Origin of the sequence: Streptomyces sp. NPDC047982 (assembly GCF_043204165.1) — a bacterium.
Lineage (GTDB): Bacteria > Actinomycetota > Actinomycetes > Streptomycetales > Streptomycetaceae > Streptomyces.
The window spans coordinates 110,505-126,892 of the sequence record NZ_JBIDBS010000009.1 but is presented as its reverse complement, the minus strand read 5'-3'; the positions used below and the strand labels follow the sequence as shown (position 1 = coordinate 126,892).

At 73.8% G+C, this 16,388-nt stretch carries 10 protein-coding genes; 6 read left to right on the top strand and 4 right to left on the bottom strand.

Annotated features, from left to right (window positions below; translation table 11 throughout):
- Positions 1-52 precede the first annotated feature (52 nt).
- On the top strand, positions 53-673 hold the full coding sequence (locus ACGF2V_RS13775) for a PepSY domain-containing protein (RefSeq protein ID WP_362621807.1): 621 nt from the start codon (positions 53-55) through the stop codon (positions 671-673).
- A 52-nt stretch (positions 674-725) separates the two neighbouring features.
- Here the strand turns inward: ACGF2V_RS13775 and ACGF2V_RS13770 are convergent, their stop codons facing one another.
- The 4 genes from ACGF2V_RS13770 to ACGF2V_RS13755 form a co-directional block, all read right to left on the bottom strand.
- A complete protein-coding gene (locus tag ACGF2V_RS13770; protein WP_362705325.1) occupies positions 726-3,014 on the bottom strand; it encodes a protein kinase in 2,289 nt (762 codons plus the stop codon).
- A 52-nt stretch (positions 3,015-3,066) separates the two neighbouring features.
- The gene (locus ACGF2V_RS13765; RefSeq protein ID WP_362705328.1) at positions 3,067-5,577 is read right to left on the bottom strand and encodes a serine/threonine-protein kinase; all 2,511 of its coding nucleotides are present in this window, start codon (positions 5,575-5,577) and stop codon (positions 3,067-3,069) included.
- A gap of 368 nt (positions 5,578-5,945) precedes the next feature.
- A complete protein-coding gene (gene meaB, locus ACGF2V_RS13760; RefSeq protein ID WP_362705435.1) occupies positions 5,946-6,902 on the bottom strand; it encodes a methylmalonyl Co-A mutase-associated GTPase MeaB in 957 nt (318 codons plus the stop codon).
- Positions 6,903-7,051: 149 nt separating this feature from the next.
- Entirely contained in the window at positions 7,052-8,254 is a 1,203-nt protein-coding gene (locus ACGF2V_RS13755; RefSeq protein ID WP_362621812.1) for an acetyl-CoA C-acetyltransferase, read from the bottom strand.
- A 135-nt stretch (positions 8,255-8,389) separates the two neighbouring features.
- On the opposite strand from ACGF2V_RS13755, the gene mce reads away from it, so the two are divergent.
- From mce to ACGF2V_RS13730, 5 genes are all read left to right on the top strand, one after another.
- Positions 8,390-8,818 carry a methylmalonyl-CoA epimerase gene (gene mce, locus ACGF2V_RS13750; RefSeq protein ID WP_362621814.1) on the top strand — a complete coding sequence of 143 codons (429 nt, stop codon included), beginning with the start codon at positions 8,390-8,392 and terminating at the stop codon, positions 8,816-8,818.
- 167 nt (positions 8,819-8,985) lie between these two features.
- Positions 8,986-12,897: a polarized growth protein Scy gene (gene scy / locus ACGF2V_RS13745; RefSeq protein ID WP_362705331.1), complete on the top strand. Its 3,912-nt coding sequence runs from the start codon at positions 8,986-8,988 to the stop codon at positions 12,895-12,897.
- 467 nt (positions 12,898-13,364) lie between these two features.
- On the top strand, positions 13,365-14,303 hold the full coding sequence (locus ACGF2V_RS13740; RefSeq protein ID WP_362621818.1) for a cellulose-binding protein: 939 nt from the start codon (positions 13,365-13,367) through the stop codon (positions 14,301-14,303).
- A gap of 95 nt (positions 14,304-14,398) precedes the next feature.
- A complete protein-coding gene (locus ACGF2V_RS13735; protein ID WP_362705334.1) occupies positions 14,399-15,460 on the top strand; it encodes an ATP-binding cassette domain-containing protein in 1,062 nt (353 codons plus the stop codon).
- A gap of 5 nt (positions 15,461-15,465) precedes the next feature.
- Complete coding sequence (locus ACGF2V_RS13730; RefSeq protein WP_362705337.1) at positions 15,466-16,245, top strand: ABC transporter permease subunit; 780 nt, start codon at positions 15,466-15,468, stop codon at positions 16,243-16,245.
- Positions 16,246-16,388: the final 143 nt, after the last annotated feature.

The following is a 16,388-nucleotide window of genomic DNA, read 5'->3' as shown; positions in this document are numbered from 1 at the left end:
CCCGGCAGTGTGGGACCCGTCGATACCGGACACCCGATCGGGGAGGTACCCCATGAAGCGCAAAACCGTCGTCGCCGCCGTCGCCGCGGCCGTGCTCGTCGGCGGCGGGACCGCCACCGCCGTGGCCTTCGCGGACGAGGGACACGACCGCGACGCCGCCCGCAGCAGCGCGCCGAGCGGCCAACCCGCCCGCGTGGACATCGGGGGCGCCACGGCCGCCGCCGTGAAGGCCGTCCCGGGCACGGTCACCGAGGCCGAGCTGGACGACGAGGACGGCGGGCTCGTCTGGGAGCTCGAGGTGTACGGGTCCGACGGCACGTGGCACGACGTGACGGTGGACGCGGGCAACGGCAAGGTGCTCGGCACGCACGCCGCCGACGGCCACGACGCGCACGCCCCCCGCTCGGCCGCCGTCTCCCTGGACGCGGCCGTCAAGGCCGCGCTCGGGACCGCGCCCGGGTCGGTGACGTCGGTGGACCTGGACGACGACCACGACGGCCGGGGCGGGGTGTCGCACTGGGAGGTCGAGGTCCGGGGCGAGGACGGCACGCACCACGAGCTGAACGTCGACGCGCGGACCGCGAAGGTCACGGCGGACCGGTCGGACGACGGCGACCACCACGACCGCGGTGAGCACGACCGGGGCGAGAGGGGCGACCAGGACGAGCACTGAGGTCCGGGGGCGGCCGGGCGTTCCGGGCCGTCGGTGGGCAGCCTGCGTCGGGTCAGGGCGCGTAGCTCATGACCGTCCCGTCCTCGAACGAGAGGAAAGCGACGTTCCCGCGCGCGACGAGCGAGATGCCCGCCGGATCGAGCGGATCGGTGCCGGGCCATCCGCCCGCCGGGTTGCCGGAATAGCCCGGGTCCCCCTCGGCGGCCAGGTCGACGGGCTCCACCTTCCGCTCGCCCACGACGAGGGCCCGCCCGCCGACGACGGACGGCCGGCCGAAGATGTTCATGCCCTCGCCGCCCTCGTACGTGCCCCAGTACTGCCGTCCGTCGGACAGACCGAACGCGTACGTCCGCGTCCGGCTGCTCACCACGACCTTGCCGTCGCGGGAGAGGGCGGGCCGGTAGGCGATGTCCACCCCGGCGGCGACCGAGCGGCGGTTCTCCGGGGCCGTCACGTCGACGACCGTCAGGCCGTCCGAGCCGGAGCACAGGAGTTGCCTCCCCTTCAGGACCGGCGTCCGGCAGGCGATCTCACCGGCCGGGACGCCGCCCAGCCGGCTGCCGTCCGCGCCCTTGAGGACGGTGACGCCATCGCCCGTCGCGACGAGCCGGCCGTCGGCGAAGGCCAGCTCGGCACCGTCGGCCGGGTCGTCCCACTCCTCCTCCCACCTGAGTGCGTGTCCTCCGGCGAGTGCGCGGGCGGCGACGTGGGCGCGGCCGGTGCCGCCGGGCGTCGTGGCGTAGTAGAGCACCCCGCCGGACTCGACGGAATCGGTCACGCGGGCGCCTGCGGGCAGCGGCTCCCGCCACCGCTCGGCCCCGTCGGTCAGCCCGCGCGCGACCAGGGCTCCGTTCTCGAAGGCGTACACGGTGGTGCCGATGACGGCGGCCACCGAGGCCGGACCGGTCCCGGTGCGCCCCGGCGGGGTCTCCCAGCGCTGCCTCCCGCTCGCCGCGTCCAGCGTGGTGATACGGCGGGGGCCGCCGCAGACCAGCGACGTGTCCGCGAGCACGCACTGCGCCGGGCCGTCCTCGATTTTCACCGCCCACGGCTTCCACCCGGCGGGCCGGGCGGCGAGGTCCGCCGCCGCGGCTCCGAAGTCGCCCGTGCGCCCGGCGTCCGCGCCGGGTACGACGACGGCCCCGCCGCCGCGCCGGGCGGCGGCGGACGCGGAGGCGGACGGTTTCCCCGTGCCGTCCCCGCCCCCGGCGTTCCGATCGAGGAGCCCCGGCAGAGTCACGGCCCCGAGCCCCGCGCACACCACGACGGCGGCCGCCGCGAGCCCGATCCGCAGCCCCCGCTCGCGCCGCCCGTCGCCCGGCACGGGCACCGGCACCACGGGAGTGGGCGGCACGGCGGGGCGGCCACCCCGGTCCGGGGCACGGGACGGGACCGGCGGTACGACGGCCGACGGCACGGACGCCTCCGCGGCGGCGCGCGCCCCGGCCGCGTGCTCCGCCAGCAGTCCCCGTACCGCGTCCGTCCAGGGGAACGCGCCGGGCCCGGCCACCGGCGCGTGCCCGACGGGCAGCAGCATGTCGACGAGCTGCCGCGGGGTCGGCCGGTCCCCGGCCGCGGTGCGCAGGCATGCCTCGATCACCTCGCGCAACCGGGGCGGCACGCCGGACAGTTCGGCCTCGCCCCGGGAGATCCGGAAGATCACGGCCGCCATGTCCGAGTCGTCGAACGGCCCGCGCCCCGCCGCCGCGAAGGCGAGAACCGCGCCGAGGCAGAACACGTCGGACGCCGGGACGAGCGAGCGTGATCCGTTGACGTGCTCGGGCGAGATGTAGCCGGGGCTGCCCACCACGACCCCGGTCCGGGTCAGCTGAGTGGCGTCGAACGCCTGGGCGATCCCGAAGTCGATCACCTTCGGCCCGTCCGCACCGAGCAGCACGTTGCCGGGCTTGAGGTCGCGGTGAAGCACGCGCACGGCGTGCATGTCGGCGAGCGCGCGGGCGAGACCGGCGCCCGTCTCCCGTACGACGTGCTCGGGCATCGGCCCTCCCCGGGTCACCGCCTCGGCGAGCGAGGGGCCCGGGACGTACTCGGTCGCCAGCCAGGGCGGCCGTCCGGACGCGTCGCCGCCCACCAGGGCCGCGGTGTGCGGGCTGTGGACGGCGCCCGCCGCGTCGACCTCGCGCCGGAAGCGGATCCGGAAGCCGTCGTCGAGGTCGAGGTCCGGGCGCACGGTCTTCAGCGCGACCAGCCCGACGAGCGGGTCGGTGACGCCCGCCGGTCGCGCCAGGTACACCTCGCCCATGCCGCCCGCGCCCAGCAGCCCGAGGAGCTGGTACGGGCCGATCACTCCGGCCCGGCCGGGCGGAAGCGGCTCGATCACTGTGCGGCTCCAGGGCTGTTCGTGGGACGGTTCACTCGGGGGCGGTGACGGTTCATCCGGGGAGTGGTACGGACAGAGCGGTGCCGTCGTCGTAGACGACGTGGACGACGCCGCCGACCGGCAGCACCTGCGGGTCGAGCAGTTCCTTGTCCAGTTCGATGCCGTTGGGGACGGGGTCGTACGTCGGTGTCGGGCTCGGGCCCGGGGCGCCCGCCGGCCGGGTCCGCTTCAAGGGGCCGAGGCTGCCGTCGCGGCGGATCGGGACGGTGTACAGGGTCGTGCTGTCCGCCCACACCAACGTGTCCGCGACGATCAACGGGTCGGAGACCGGGTTGCTCATACCCGGCGCCTGCTTCCCGCCGAGCGGGAACCGGCCGAGCGTCCGGCCGCCGTCACGGCTCACGACGACGAGCTCGTCCGGCACGCCCGGCGTGTACTCGTCCCCCCTCCGGCGGAGCGTGATCACTGCGTCGTCGAGCGCGGTCAGGCTCGCCCCGGCGGCCAGTGCCTGGTCGAACGGCACCCGCCCCCGCGCCCTGAGCGTCCCGGCCTCGTACTTCATCGCGATCATGTCCAGACCGAAGCCGGAGGGGTCGTCGTTTCGGACCTTGGCGGCGCAGAAGGCCGAACGACCCCGCACGCGCAGTTCCCCGCACCCGGAGCTGTCCCCCGTGCCCTGGACGGCCTCGCCACCGGCCGTGCCCAGCAGGGCGCCGTCCTCGGGCCGGAACGCCTTCGGCGCTTCCTCGCCGATCGCGTACAGCACCCTTCCGTCGGTGGCGACCGGCCAGAAGTTGCCCTTCTGCCCGTTGGAGATGATCTGCGGGGCCAGCGGCTTCTCCCACTTCCGGGCGCCGGTGGCCCGGTCGTGGGCGGCGAGCGAGGCACCGTCCGGGGAGGTGGTGGTCGCGGCGAAGACCAGGTCCCCGAGGACCAGCGGGGCGCTGTCCAGGTCGTGCGCGCCGCCGGCCGCGGTCTCCCAACGGACGGCGCCGGTCCGCGCGTCCAGCGACTGCAGCCGGCCGCCCGCGGCGAGCAGCACGGTGTCGTCGTGGACGGTGGGCCGGGTGGCGTCGGCCGGCATGAAGAACTGGCCGCGCGGCCCCCAGCCCGCCGCCCTGGTCGTCTGGCCGGTGTCGAACGTCCACAGCCGGTGCCCGTCCGCCGCCGACAGCGCCTCGTACGTGCCGTCGACGAGCCGGCACACGAGCACGTCGCGGCCCGCGGAGCAGCCGATCGGCGACCGGGCGAGCTTGCCCTTCCAGGGCTTCTTCCAGCCCGTGGGCCGGACGTCACGGCCGTAGGGGACCGTGCCCGAACCGTCCGGTCCGCCGTTCTCGGACACCCCTGCCACGATCCGTGCGGCGGGCGAACCGCCCTTGCCCGTCCCCGCGTCGGCGGGGTCGTGGTCGCCGCCGTTGTTCCGCCAGGCGAGGATGCCGCCGGTGGCCGCGCCCAGCACGATCAGCGCGGCGAGGGCGACGCCCAGGGCGCGGCGGGAGCGGCGCGGGGGCGGGGCGAGGCCGGGGCCCCGGGTGGGCGCGATGTGCAGGCCGGGCACGAAGTCGGTGCCCCGGGTGGGCAGTTGGTGGGGTGCGGCGTGGCTGCCGGTGGCGGCCTCGGTGGGGGTGTATCCGGGCAGCAGGGGGCCGCCGAGTGCGAGGACGCGGGCCAGTTCGCGTTCGTACTCGGCGATGTGACGGGCCACCGGGTCCGGCCACCGCCCGGCGGCCCCGGTGGCCAGCCGTCGGGCGAGTTCCCCGGCGGTGGGGCGGGCGGACGGATCGGCGGTCAGGCAGTCCGTCAGGACGGCGCGCAGCGCCTCGGGCACGTCGTCGAGATCGGCCTCGACGTACTTGACCCGGTAGAGCACGGCGGCGACCGGGCCGTCCCCGAACGGATCGCGGCCGGTGGCGGCGAAGCAGAGCACGGAGGCGAGGGAGAAGACGTCCGAGGCGGGGACGACCCGCCCGCTGCCCGCCACGTGCTCCGGGGACATGAAGCCGGGGCTGCCGACCATGCGGCTGGTGGTGGTGAGCGGGGTCGCACCGGGGTCCCGGGCGATCCCGAAGTCGATGAGGCGCGGGCCGTCCGCGGCGAGCATCACGTTGCCGGGCTTCACGTCACGGTGGACGATCCCGGCCGCGTGGACGGCGGCCAGGGCGTGGGCGAGCCCGGCGCCCAGCATCCGCACCTCGGCCTCGTCCATCGCCCCGGCGCCCCGGACGGCGGCGGACAGGGTGGGACCGGGCACGTATCCGGTGGCGAGCCAGGGCATTTCGGCTTCGGCGTCCCCGTCGAGCAGGGGGGCGAGGTGGGGGCCGGCGACGGACCGGGCGACGGCGATCTCGCGGCGGAAGCGGTCGCGGAAGCCCGGGTCGCCCGCGACATCGCGGCGGACCGTCTTGACGGCGACCGGGACACCACCGGCCCCCGGACCGCCTTGCGCATCGCCTTCACGCAGCCCGAGGAACACCTCCCCCATGCCGCCCGCACCGAGCCTGGCCCGTATCCCGTAGGGCCCGATCCGTCTGGGCGAGTCCTCCCGCAACGGCCCCAGCATGCGCCATCCCCCCCGTCGATACGCGCGCAGCGCCGGGAACACCGGAGAGGGCCGGGGTCCGTCGCGTGCGTCCGGCGGTAATTTTGCCACGGACACGTCATCCGACGCGGTGCCGGACCTGTCACGGGACGGCACCGAAAGCGCGCCCCGGGGCGGTGTCCGACGCCCCCTCGGCGATGGCTTCAGGGGCGGGCGGCCTGTTGACGCGGCGGCCCCGTCCCGCCCGGTCCACGGACCAGGGCGAGCGGGGCCGAGGTCCCACCGACCGGCGGACCGGCGACATGAACCGACGACCCGTCAACGGAGCGGGGAGGCACGCGCGCCCCGTACGCCCGGGCCCCGGGCCGGGGCGGCCCGCTCGGCCCCGCTCAGGCTTCGGTGAGCCCCGCCACCAGTTCGTCCGCCGCCGCGTACGGGTCGAGGCCGCCCGCCACGATGCGCTCCGCGAGCGCGCCGAGGTGGCGGTCGCCGTGCAGATCACCGATGCGCTCACGCAGCCGCGTGACGGCGATGGTCTCGACCTCGTGGGCCGCGCGGACCGTGCGGCGTTCGGTGAGGACGCCACGCTCCTCCATCCATGCCCGGTGCTTCTCCAGCGCCTCGACGACCTCGTCGATGCCCTGGCCCCGGGCGGCGACCGTCTTCACGATCGGCGGGCGCCAGTCGCCGGGGCCGCGGGCCTCGCCCAGGCCCAGCATGTGGTTGAGCTCGCGCGCGGTGGCGTCCGCGCCGTCCCGGTCGGCCTTGTTGACCACGTACACGTCGCCGATCTCCAGGATTCCGGCCTTCGCCGCCTGGATGCCGTCGCCCATGCCGGGGGCCAGCAGGACGACGGAGGTGTCGGCCTGGGAGGCGATCTCGACCTCGGACTGGCCGACGCCGACGGTCTCGACCAGGATCACGTCGCAGCCCGCCGCGTCCAGCACCCGGATCGCCTGCGGCGCCGCCCAGGCCAGCCCGCCCAGATGCCCGCGGGTGGCCATGGAGCGGATGTAGACGCCCGGGTCGGAGGCGTGCTCCGACATCCGCACCCGGTCGCCCAGGAGCGCGCCTCCGGAGAAGGGCGAGGACGGGTCGACGGCCAGGACACCGACCCGCTTGCCGGCCCGCCGGTACGCCGAGACCAGCGCCGACGTCGACGTCGACTTGCCGACACCGGGCGAGCCCGTCAGGCCGACCACGTACGCGTTGCCCGTCAGCGGCGCCAGGGCCGCCATCACCTCGCGCAACTGCGGCGACGCCCCCTCGACCAGGGAGATGAGCCGGGCCACGGCCCTCGGCCGGCCGGCCCGGGCCTGCTCGACCAGGGTGGGGACGTCCACCATCACCGCTCCGTTCACTCGCGCGTGCTCCACGTGTAGTACGTACGGCCCACCCGGGCCGTTCCCGGGCATGCGGCCCGGACCCTCTGGCATGCGTACGGTCCGTCCCCGGGCCCGGGCGTGCGGCCCGGACCGGGGCGGGCCGTACCGGCCTACTTCTTCGGGACGCGGACGATCAGCGCGTCGCCCTGGCCTCCGCCGCCGCACAGCGCCGCCGCGCCGATGCCGCCGCCGCGCCGCTTCAGCTCCAGCGCCAGATGCAGCACCAGCCGGGCGCCGGACATGCCGATCGGGTGACCGAGCGCGATGGCGCCGCCGTTGACGTTCACCTTGTCGGAGGTGACGCCGAGGTCCTTCATGGACTGGACGGCGACCGCCGCGAACGCCTCGTTGATCTCGATCAGGTCGAGGTCCCCGACCTGGATGCCCTCCTTCTTCAGGGCGTGCGCGATCGCGTTGGACGGCTGCGACTGGAGCGAGTTGTCGGGCCCCGCCACATTGCCGTGGGCGCCGATCTCCGCGATCCACTCCAGGCCCAGCTGCTCGGCCTTGGCCTTGCTCATGACGACGACGGCGGCGGCGCCGTCGGAGATCTGCGAGGAGGTGCCCGCGGTGATCGTGCCGTCCTTGGTGAAGGCCGGGCGCAGCTTGGCGAGGGACTCGACGGTGGTCTCCGCGCGGATGCCCTCGTCCTTGGCGAAGAGGACCGGGTCGCCCTTGCGCTGCGGGATCTCGACCGGGGTGATCTCGGCCTCGAAGACGCCGTTCTTCTGGGCGGCGGCGGCGCGCTGGTGGGAGAGGGCGCCGATCTCGTCCTGGGCGGCGCGGGTCAGGCCCAGACGGGTGTTGTGCTTCTCCGTGGACTCGCCCATCGGGATGTTCTCGTAGGCGTCGGTCAGACCGTCGTACGCCATGGAGTCGAGCATCTCGACGGCGCCGTACTTGTAGCCCTCGCGGGACTTCGGGAGCAGGTGCGGGGCGTTCGTCATCGACTCCTGGCCGCCCGCGACGACGACCTCGAACTCACCGGCGCGGATCAGCTGGTCCGCCAGCGCGATCGCGTCGAGTCCGGACAGGCACACCTTGTTGACCGTGAGCGCGGGGACGTTCATCGGGATGCCCGCCCGGACGGCGGCCTGGCGCGCGGGCATCTGGCCCGCACCCGCCTGGAGCACCTGGCCCATGATCACGTACTCGACCTGGTCGCCGCCGATGCCGGCACGGTCGAGAGCCGCCTTGATGGCGATGCCACCGAGGTCGGCCCCGGAGAAGCTCTTCAGGGAACCGAGGAGACGGCCCATGGGCGTACGAGCGCCCGCGACGATCACTGAGGTGGTACCAGTCGTTCCTGACATGAGGCGCAGCCCCTTGGGATGAGATGTGAACGAGGGTTTACTCGAATGTACTGAGGGCCACCCCGCCCGTCATCCGGCAGCGAGTGTGACGGCGCGCACGTTGCGTAACCATCGGCGGAGCGCTGCACTGGTTCCATGCTGACGCGAATCGACCACATCGGAATCGCCTGTTCCGACCTCGACACGACCATCGAGTTCTACCGGTCGACCTACGGGTTCGAGGTGTTCCACACCGAGGTCAACGAGGAGCAGGGCGTACGCGAGGCCATGCTCAAGATCAACGATACGTCCGACGGCGGCGCTTCGTACCTCCAGCTCCTGGAGCCGATCCGGGAGGACTCCCCGGTCGGTAAGTGGATGGCGAAGAACGGCGAGGGCGTCCACCACATCGCCTTCGGCACCGCGGACGTCGACGCCGACGCGGCGGACATCCGGGAGAAGGGCGTCAGGGTGCTCTACGACGAGCCGAGGACCGGGTCGATGGGGTCCCGGATCACCTTCCTGCACCCCAAGGACTGTCACGGTGTCCTGACCGAACTGGTCACGTCCGCAGCGGAGCACTGACCTCCGGATACCTGGCCCGGTAGAGTGGGCTGTTCCGGGCCGGGGCCGGGTCGGGGCCGCGGCGCGTCCCCAGCCGTTGATCTGTCACCATTCCCCGGGGGACCGTTCACCGGCGAACGGTACTCGTAGGAGAGTTGCGACCAGCATGGGACGGATGGGACCGCGCAGTGCGGGGCTACGAACGCCAGGAGAGCCACCGAGCTGACGACGACCATCTCTCGCGGTTCGAAGCCGAGATGGACCGGCTGAAGACCGACCGGGAGAAGGCCGTCCAGCACGCCGAGGACCTCGGTTACCAGGTCGAGGTCTTGCGCGCCAAGCTGCACGAGGCTCGGCGCAATCTCGCGAACCGTCCCGCGTACGACAACGCGGACATCGGTTACCAGGCCGAGCAGTTGCTCCGGAACGCGCAGATCCAGGCCGAGCAGCTGCGCACCGACGCCGAGCGGGAGCTGCGCGAGGCCCGTGCGCAGACGCAGCGGATCCTTCAGGAGCACGCCGAGCATCAGGCGCGGCTCCAGGCCGAGTTGCACAACGAGGCCGTGCAGCGCCGCCAACAGCTCGACCAGGAGCTGGCCGAGCGCCGCCGTACGGTCGAGTCGCACGTCAACGAGAACGTCTCCTGGGCCGAGCAGCTGAGGGCCCGGACGGAGTCCCAGGCGCGCCGACTGCTGGAGGAGTCCAGGGCCGAGGCCGAGCAGGCGCTGGCGACGGCACGGGCGGAGGCCGGCCGACTGGCGGAGGAGACCCGGCAGCGGCTCGCGTCCGAAGCCGAGGCGGCCCGCGCCGAGGCCGAGGCGTTGCTGCTGCGCGCCCGCAAGGACGCCGAGCGGATGCTGAGCACCGCCTCCGCGCAGGCGCAGGAGGCGACCAGTCACGCCGAGCAGCTGCGGTCGTCGACGGCCGCCGAGACCGAGCAGGCGCGGCAGCAGACCGCGGAGCTGAACCGGGCCGCCGAGCAGCGCATGCAGGAGGCCGAGACCCGGCTGCGCGAGGCCCGGCTGGAGGCCGAGAAGGTCACCTCGGAGGCGAAGGAGGCGGCCGTCAAGCGGCTGGCCGCCGCCGAGTCGGACAACGAGCAGCGCACGCGCACGGCCAGGTCGGAGATCGCCCGGCTGGTCGGCGAGGCCACCAAGGAGGCCGAGACGCTCAGGGCGGACGCCGAGCAGGCGCTCGCCGATGCCCGCGCCGAGGCGGAGCGGCTGAAGTCCGAGGCGGCCGAGAAGGCCCGTTCGGCCGCCGCCGAGGACGCCGCCGCCCAGCTCGCCAAGGCCGCCAGGTCCGCCGAGGAGGTGCTGACCAAGGCTTTCGAGGACGCGAAGTCCACCACCCGGGCGGCGAGCGAGGAGGCCGAGCGGATCCGCCGCGAGGCCGAGGCCGAGGCGGACCGGCTGCGCGACGAGGCCGCCGAGCAGGCCGACCAGCTCAAGGGCGCGGCCAAGGACGACACCAAGGAGTACCGGGCCAAGACGGTCGAGCTTCAGGAGGAGGCGCGTCGGCTGCGCGGCGAGGCCGAGCAGCTGCGCTCCGAGGCGGTCGCCGAGGGCGAGCGGATCCGGGGCGAGGCCCGGCGCGAGGCCGTCCAGCAGATCGAGGAGGGCGCGAAGACCGCCGAGGAGCTGCTGGCGAAGGCCAAGAGCGACGCGGAGGAACTGCGCACCACCGCGAGCACGGAGAGCGAACGGGTCCGCACGGAGGCGGCCGAGCGTGCCGCCGCGCTGCGCAAGCAGGCCGATGAGGCCCTGGAGCGCGCCCGCACCGAGGCGGAGCAGCTGCGTGCCGAGGCCGAGGAGCAGGCCGGGTCCACCACCACGGCGGCGGAGCGGGCGGCGGCGGAGCTGCGCGAGGAGACCGAGGGCGCGGTCGCGGCGCGGCAGGCGGAGGCGGCCGAGGAGCTGGCCCGGCTGCATGCCGAGGCCGAGGCCAAGGTCACCGCCGCCGAGCAGGAGCTCACGGACGCGCGCGCCGAGGCGGAGCGCATCCGGCGCGAGACGAACGAGGAGTCCGAGCGGCTGCGCACGGAGGCCGCCGAGCGGCTGCAGGCGCTGCGTGAGCAGGCGGAGGCCGAGGCGGAGCGGCTGCGCGACGAGGCCGCCGCCGACGCCTCGCAGTCGCGGGCGGAGGGCGAGTCCACGGCCGTACGGCTGCGGTCGGAGGCCGCCGCCGAGGCGGAGCGGCTCAAGTCCGAGGCCAAGGAGAGCGCCGACCGGCTGCGGTCGGAGGCCGCGGCCGCCGCCGAACGGGTGGAGGCGGAGGCCAACGAGGCGCTGGAGGCCGCGCGGGAGGAGGCCAACCGGCGCCGCCGGGAGGCCGAGGAGACCCTCGGTGCGGCCCGTACCGAGGCGGACCAGGAGCGCGAGCGGGCCCGCGAGCAGAGCGAGGAACTGCTCGCCTCCGCCCGCAAGCGGGTCGAGGAGGCGCAGGCCGAGGCCCAGCGCCTGGTCGAGGAGGCGGACGGCCGGGCGACCGAGCTGGTCGCCGCGGCCGAGCAGTCCGCCCAGAAGGTGCGGGACGCGGTCAGCGGGCTCCAGGAGCAGGCCGAGGAGGAGATCGCCGGGCTGCGTTCGGCCGCCGAGCACGCCGCGGAGCGGACGAAGTCCGAGGCGCAGGAGGAGGCGGACCGGGTCCGCACCGACGCGTACGCGGAGCGCGACCGGGCCGGCGAGGACGCGGCCCGGATCCGTCAGGAGGCGCGGGAGGAGTCCGAGGCCGCGAAGGCGATGGCCGAGCGCACCGTCGCGGAGGCGATCGCCGAGTCGGAGCGGCTGCGCGCGGACGCGGCGGAGTACAGCCAGCGGATGCGTACCGAGGCGTCCGACTCGCTGGCGTCGGCCGAGCAGGACGCGGCGCGCAGCCGGGCCGAGGCCCGCGAGGACGCCAACCGGATGCGCTCCGAGGCGGCGGCCCAGGCCGACCGGCTGGTGGGCGAGGCGACGAGCGAGGCCGAGCGGCTCCGTACCGAGTCCACGCAGCAGGCCACCGACCTCGTCGACCAGGCGACCCAGCAGGCCACGCAGCTGGTCGAGGACGCGACGGGACGGGCCACGCAACTGGTCGACGACGCGACCCAGCAGGCCACGCTCCTCGTCGACGAGGCGAAGCAGCGGGCGCAGCGGGTGACGGGCGAGGCGGCGGACGAGGCGGAGCGGCTGCGCGCGGAGGCGGCGGCCACCGTCGCATCGGCGCAGGAACACGCGGCGCGTACCCGCGAGGAGGCGGAGCGGGTACGCGCCGAGGCGGAGGCGGCGGCCGAGCAGATGCGCGAGGAAGCTCGCGCGGAGGCGGACCGGCTGCTCGACGAGGCGCGGGAGGCGGCGGCGAAGCGCCGCGCCGATGCCGCCGAGCAGGCGGACCAGCTCGTCGACAAGGCCCGGGAGGAGGCACTGCGCACCGCCACGGAGGCGGAGAAGCAGGCCGACACGATGGTCGGCGCGGCCCGCAAGGAAGCCGTGCGGATCACCTCGGAGGCGACCGTGGAGGGCAACTCCCTGGTGGAGCGGGCCCGTACGGACGCCGACGGGCTGCTGGTCGGCGCGCGCCGGGACGCCACGGCCATCCGGGAACGGGCCGAGGAGCTGCGGGCCCGGATCGAGGGCGAGATCGAGGAACTGCACGACCGGGCCCGGCGGGAGACCGCCGAGCAGATGAAGATGACGGGCGAGCGCGTCGACAAGCTGATGAAGGCGGCGACCGAGCAGCGGGAGGACGCCGAGGCCAAGGCCAAGGAGCTGTTGGCGAACGCGAATTCGGAGGCGAGCAAGGTCCGGATCGCCGCGGTGAAGCGGGCCGAGTCGCTGCTGAAGGAGGCCGAGCAGAAGAAGGCCACGCTGGTCCGCGAGGCCGAGAAGCTGCGGGCCGACGCCGAGGCCGAGGCCAAGCGCATGGTCGCCGAGGGCAAGCGCGACCTCGACGTGCTGGTGCGCCGACGCGAGGACATCAATACCGAGATCTCCCGCGTGCAGGACGTGCTGGAGGCCCTGGAATCGTTCGAGACGCCGTCGAGCGGCAAGGGTTCGGGCGGCGTCAAGGCCGGTGCCTCCGCGGGCTCCCGCTCGAACGGCAAGTCGTCCGGCGGCTAGGGCGTGTTTCGAAAGGAGCGTCGTCCGCCCGCAGGGCGGGGTCCCCGACCAGACGGGACTTTCGAAACACGCCCCAGACGGTGTCCTCGAATGGCGGCGTTCGGCCGGAGACCGGACTGTGCGGCGTGTGGCGCGTGCGACCACGAGCCGGCCGGAAGCCCTCGGACGGGGTCTCCGCCGCTCGAACGGAGCCCAGAACGCGTGGAGTTCTGGGCGGCGCGATGCGGCGGACGTCGTACGTCCCGGACTCCGGCCGCACGACGGCAGTGTGAAGACAGGGCCTGGCATGACGTCATGTCCGCGCTGAGAAAGGGAGGTTCGACCCTCCGAGTGGCAAACGTTACGGGGGCCGGCCACTCAAATGGGGCGTCATTCTCCAGATCAAACCTGCATCCACTCGATGACACGCCGTTCCGGCGCCTAGGATTCCCCCTAACACCTCACCGGTCTCTTTCGACAGGAACCCCATGAGCGACCCTTCCTCCCCCTTCGGCTTCGAGCTCGTGCGACGCGGATACGACCGCGGTCAGGTGGACGACCGCATCACCAAGCTCGTCGCCGACCGTGATAGCGCTCTCACCCGCATCACGTCTCTGGAAAAGCGCATCGAGGAGCTGCACCTCGAGACGCAGAACGCCCAGGCCCAGGTGAGCGACGCGGAGCCGTCGTACGCCGGTCTCGGCGCGCGTGTGGAGAAGATCCTCCGCCTGGCCGAGGAGGAGGCGAAGGACCTGCGCGAGGAGGCCCGTCGCGCCGCCGAGCAGCACCGCGAGCTCGCCGAGTCGGCCGCCCAGCAGGTGCGCAACGACGCCGAGGCGTTCGCCGCCGATCGCAAGGCGAAGGCCGAGGACGAGGGTGTGAGCATCGTCGAGAAGGCCAAGGGTGAGGCCAGCACGCTGCGCGCGGAGGCCCAGAAGGACGCCGCACAGAAGCGCGAGGAGGCGGACGCCCTCTTCGAGGAGACCCGCGCCAAGGCCGCCCAGGCCGCCGCGGACTTCGAGACCAACCTGGCCAAGCGCCGCGACCAGTCGGAGCGCGACCTCGCGTCCCGTCAGGCCAAGGCCGAGAAGCGCCTCGCCGAGATCGAGCACCGCGCCGAGCAGCTCCGCCTGGAGGCCGAGAAGCTCCGCACGGACGCCGAGCGCCGGGCCCGTCAGACGGTCGAGACCGCGCAGCGTCAGTCCGAGGACATCGTGGCCGACGCGAACGCGAAGGCCGACCGGATCCGCAGCGAATCGGAGCGCGAGCTGGCGGCGCTCACCAACCGCCGCGACTCGATCAACGCCCAGCTGACGAACGTCCGCGAGATGCTGGCGACGCTCACGGGTGCCGCGGTGGCCGCCGCGGGCTCCCCCTCCGACGAGGAATCGTCCGGCCGCGGCGTCCCGGCCCAGCAGACCCGCTGATCCGTACGCCCTCGACCGTACCTCCGCGTACGCCTGACGCGCCCGGTCCCACCACTCCGGTGGCGCCGGGCGCGTGGCCGTTCTAGCGTGAGCCCATGATCGAGCTCGATGGCCTCACCAAGCGCTTCGGGACCAAGGTCGCCGTCGACCGGCTCTCGTTCCAGGTGCGCCCGGGGATGGTGACGGGTTTTCTGGGGCCGAACGGGGCGGGCAAGTCGACCACGATGCGGATGATGCTCGGTCTCGACAACCCGACGAGCGGTTCGGTGCGCATCGACGGCAGGCACTACCGCGACCTCGACGAACCCCTGAAGCACGTCGGCGCGCTGCTGGACGCCAAGTCGATGCACGGCGGGCGCAGCGCGTACAACAACCTGCTCTGTCTCGCGCAGAGCAATCGCATCCCGGCGGGCCGGGTCGCCGAGGTGCTGGAGACCGTCGGTCTGACCGCCGTCGCGAAGAAGAAGTCGAGGGGGTTCTCGCTCGGCATGGGCCAGCGGCTCGGGATTGCGGCGGCGCTGCTCGGCGACCCCCAGGTGCTGCTCTTCGACGAACCCGTCAACGGACTCGACCCCGAGGGCATCCACTGGATCCGCAACCTGATGAAGGCGCTGGCAGGGGAGGGCCGGACCATCTTCGTCTCGTCGCACCTGATGAGCGAAATGGCCCTCACCGCCGAGCATCTGATCGTGATCGGTCAGGGCCGGCTGCTCGCCGACACCTCGATGGCCGATTTCATCCACCAGAACTCCCGGAGCTACGTACGGCTGCGCTCCCCCGAGCAGGAGCGGTTGCGGGACGTGCTGCAGGCGGAGGGGCTGGTCGTGGTCGAGGACGGGAGCGGCGTGCTGGAGATCGACGGCGCCACCACCGAGGCGCTGGGCGAGCTGGCCGCCCTGCACCGGATCGTGCTGCACGAGCTGAGCGCCCAGCGGGCCTCCCTGGAAGAGGCGTTCATGCGGATGACGGCGGATTCGGTGGAGTACCACGCGCGCTCGGAGCCGGGTGCCGCGCCACCGCCCCCGGGCCCTCGCTGGGGCGAGCAGTACGACCGGCCGACCGCCGACGCCCCCGGCCGCGGCCCCGCGCGCACCGAGGACATCCCCGACACGACCGGCCTCACCGGCACGGCCGGCCCGACCGGCAAGGAGGTCTGACGACGATGGCATCGGTACCCGCGGTCCTGACCTCCGAATGGACCAAGATCCGGACGGTCTCGTCGACCGTCTGGACGCTCATCGCCGCGTTCGGCGTCACCGTCGCGATGAGCGCGGCGATCTGCGCCCTGATGAACGCTCAGTTCGACAACCTCCCGCCCGCGGAGCGGGCCGTCTTCGACCCGACCCCGATCAGCTTCTCCGGCCTGACGCTTGGACAGCTCGCCATGGTCGTCTTCGGTGTTCTGGTGGTCGGTACGGAGTACGGCTCGGGCATGATCCGCACCTCGCTGGCGGCCGTGCCCCGGCGCGGCACGTTCCTCTTCAGCAAGATCGCGGTGGCCGGTGCGCTGGCGCTGGCGGTCGGCGCCGCCACCGCCTTCGTCTCGTTCTTCCTCGGTCAGGCCCTGCTCGGTGACCTCGGCACGACCATCGGAGCGCCCCATGTGCTGCGCGCGGTCGTCGGCGGCGGGCTGTACATGGGCCTGATCGGGATCTTCTCCATGGGCGTGGCGACGATACTGCGCAGTTCGATGCTGTCGCTGGGCATCCTGATGCCGTTCTTCTTCCTGGTCTCCCAGATCCTGTCGGTGGTGCCGGTCGCGAAAGAGGTCGCCCGCTACTTCCCGGACCAGGCCGGGCGCAAGATCATGCAGGTGGCTCCCGACGCCCTGAACGGCGACCCGAGCCCCTACGGGCCGTGGGGCGGGCTCGGCATCCTGGTGGCGTGGGTGGCGGCGGCGCTGGTGGGCGGGTATCTCCTGCTGAGGAGGCGCGACGCGTGAACGAGGGGCGGGACGCCCGTACCCGGGGAACGTGGTCCGACCCGGGGGGCGCCGCCCGCACCCTCAGGCGTGACGTCCGGTCCCCGCGGGCGTTCCGTCCGCACGGTCGCTCGGGCGACACCCGCCGGAACGACTTGGCCACG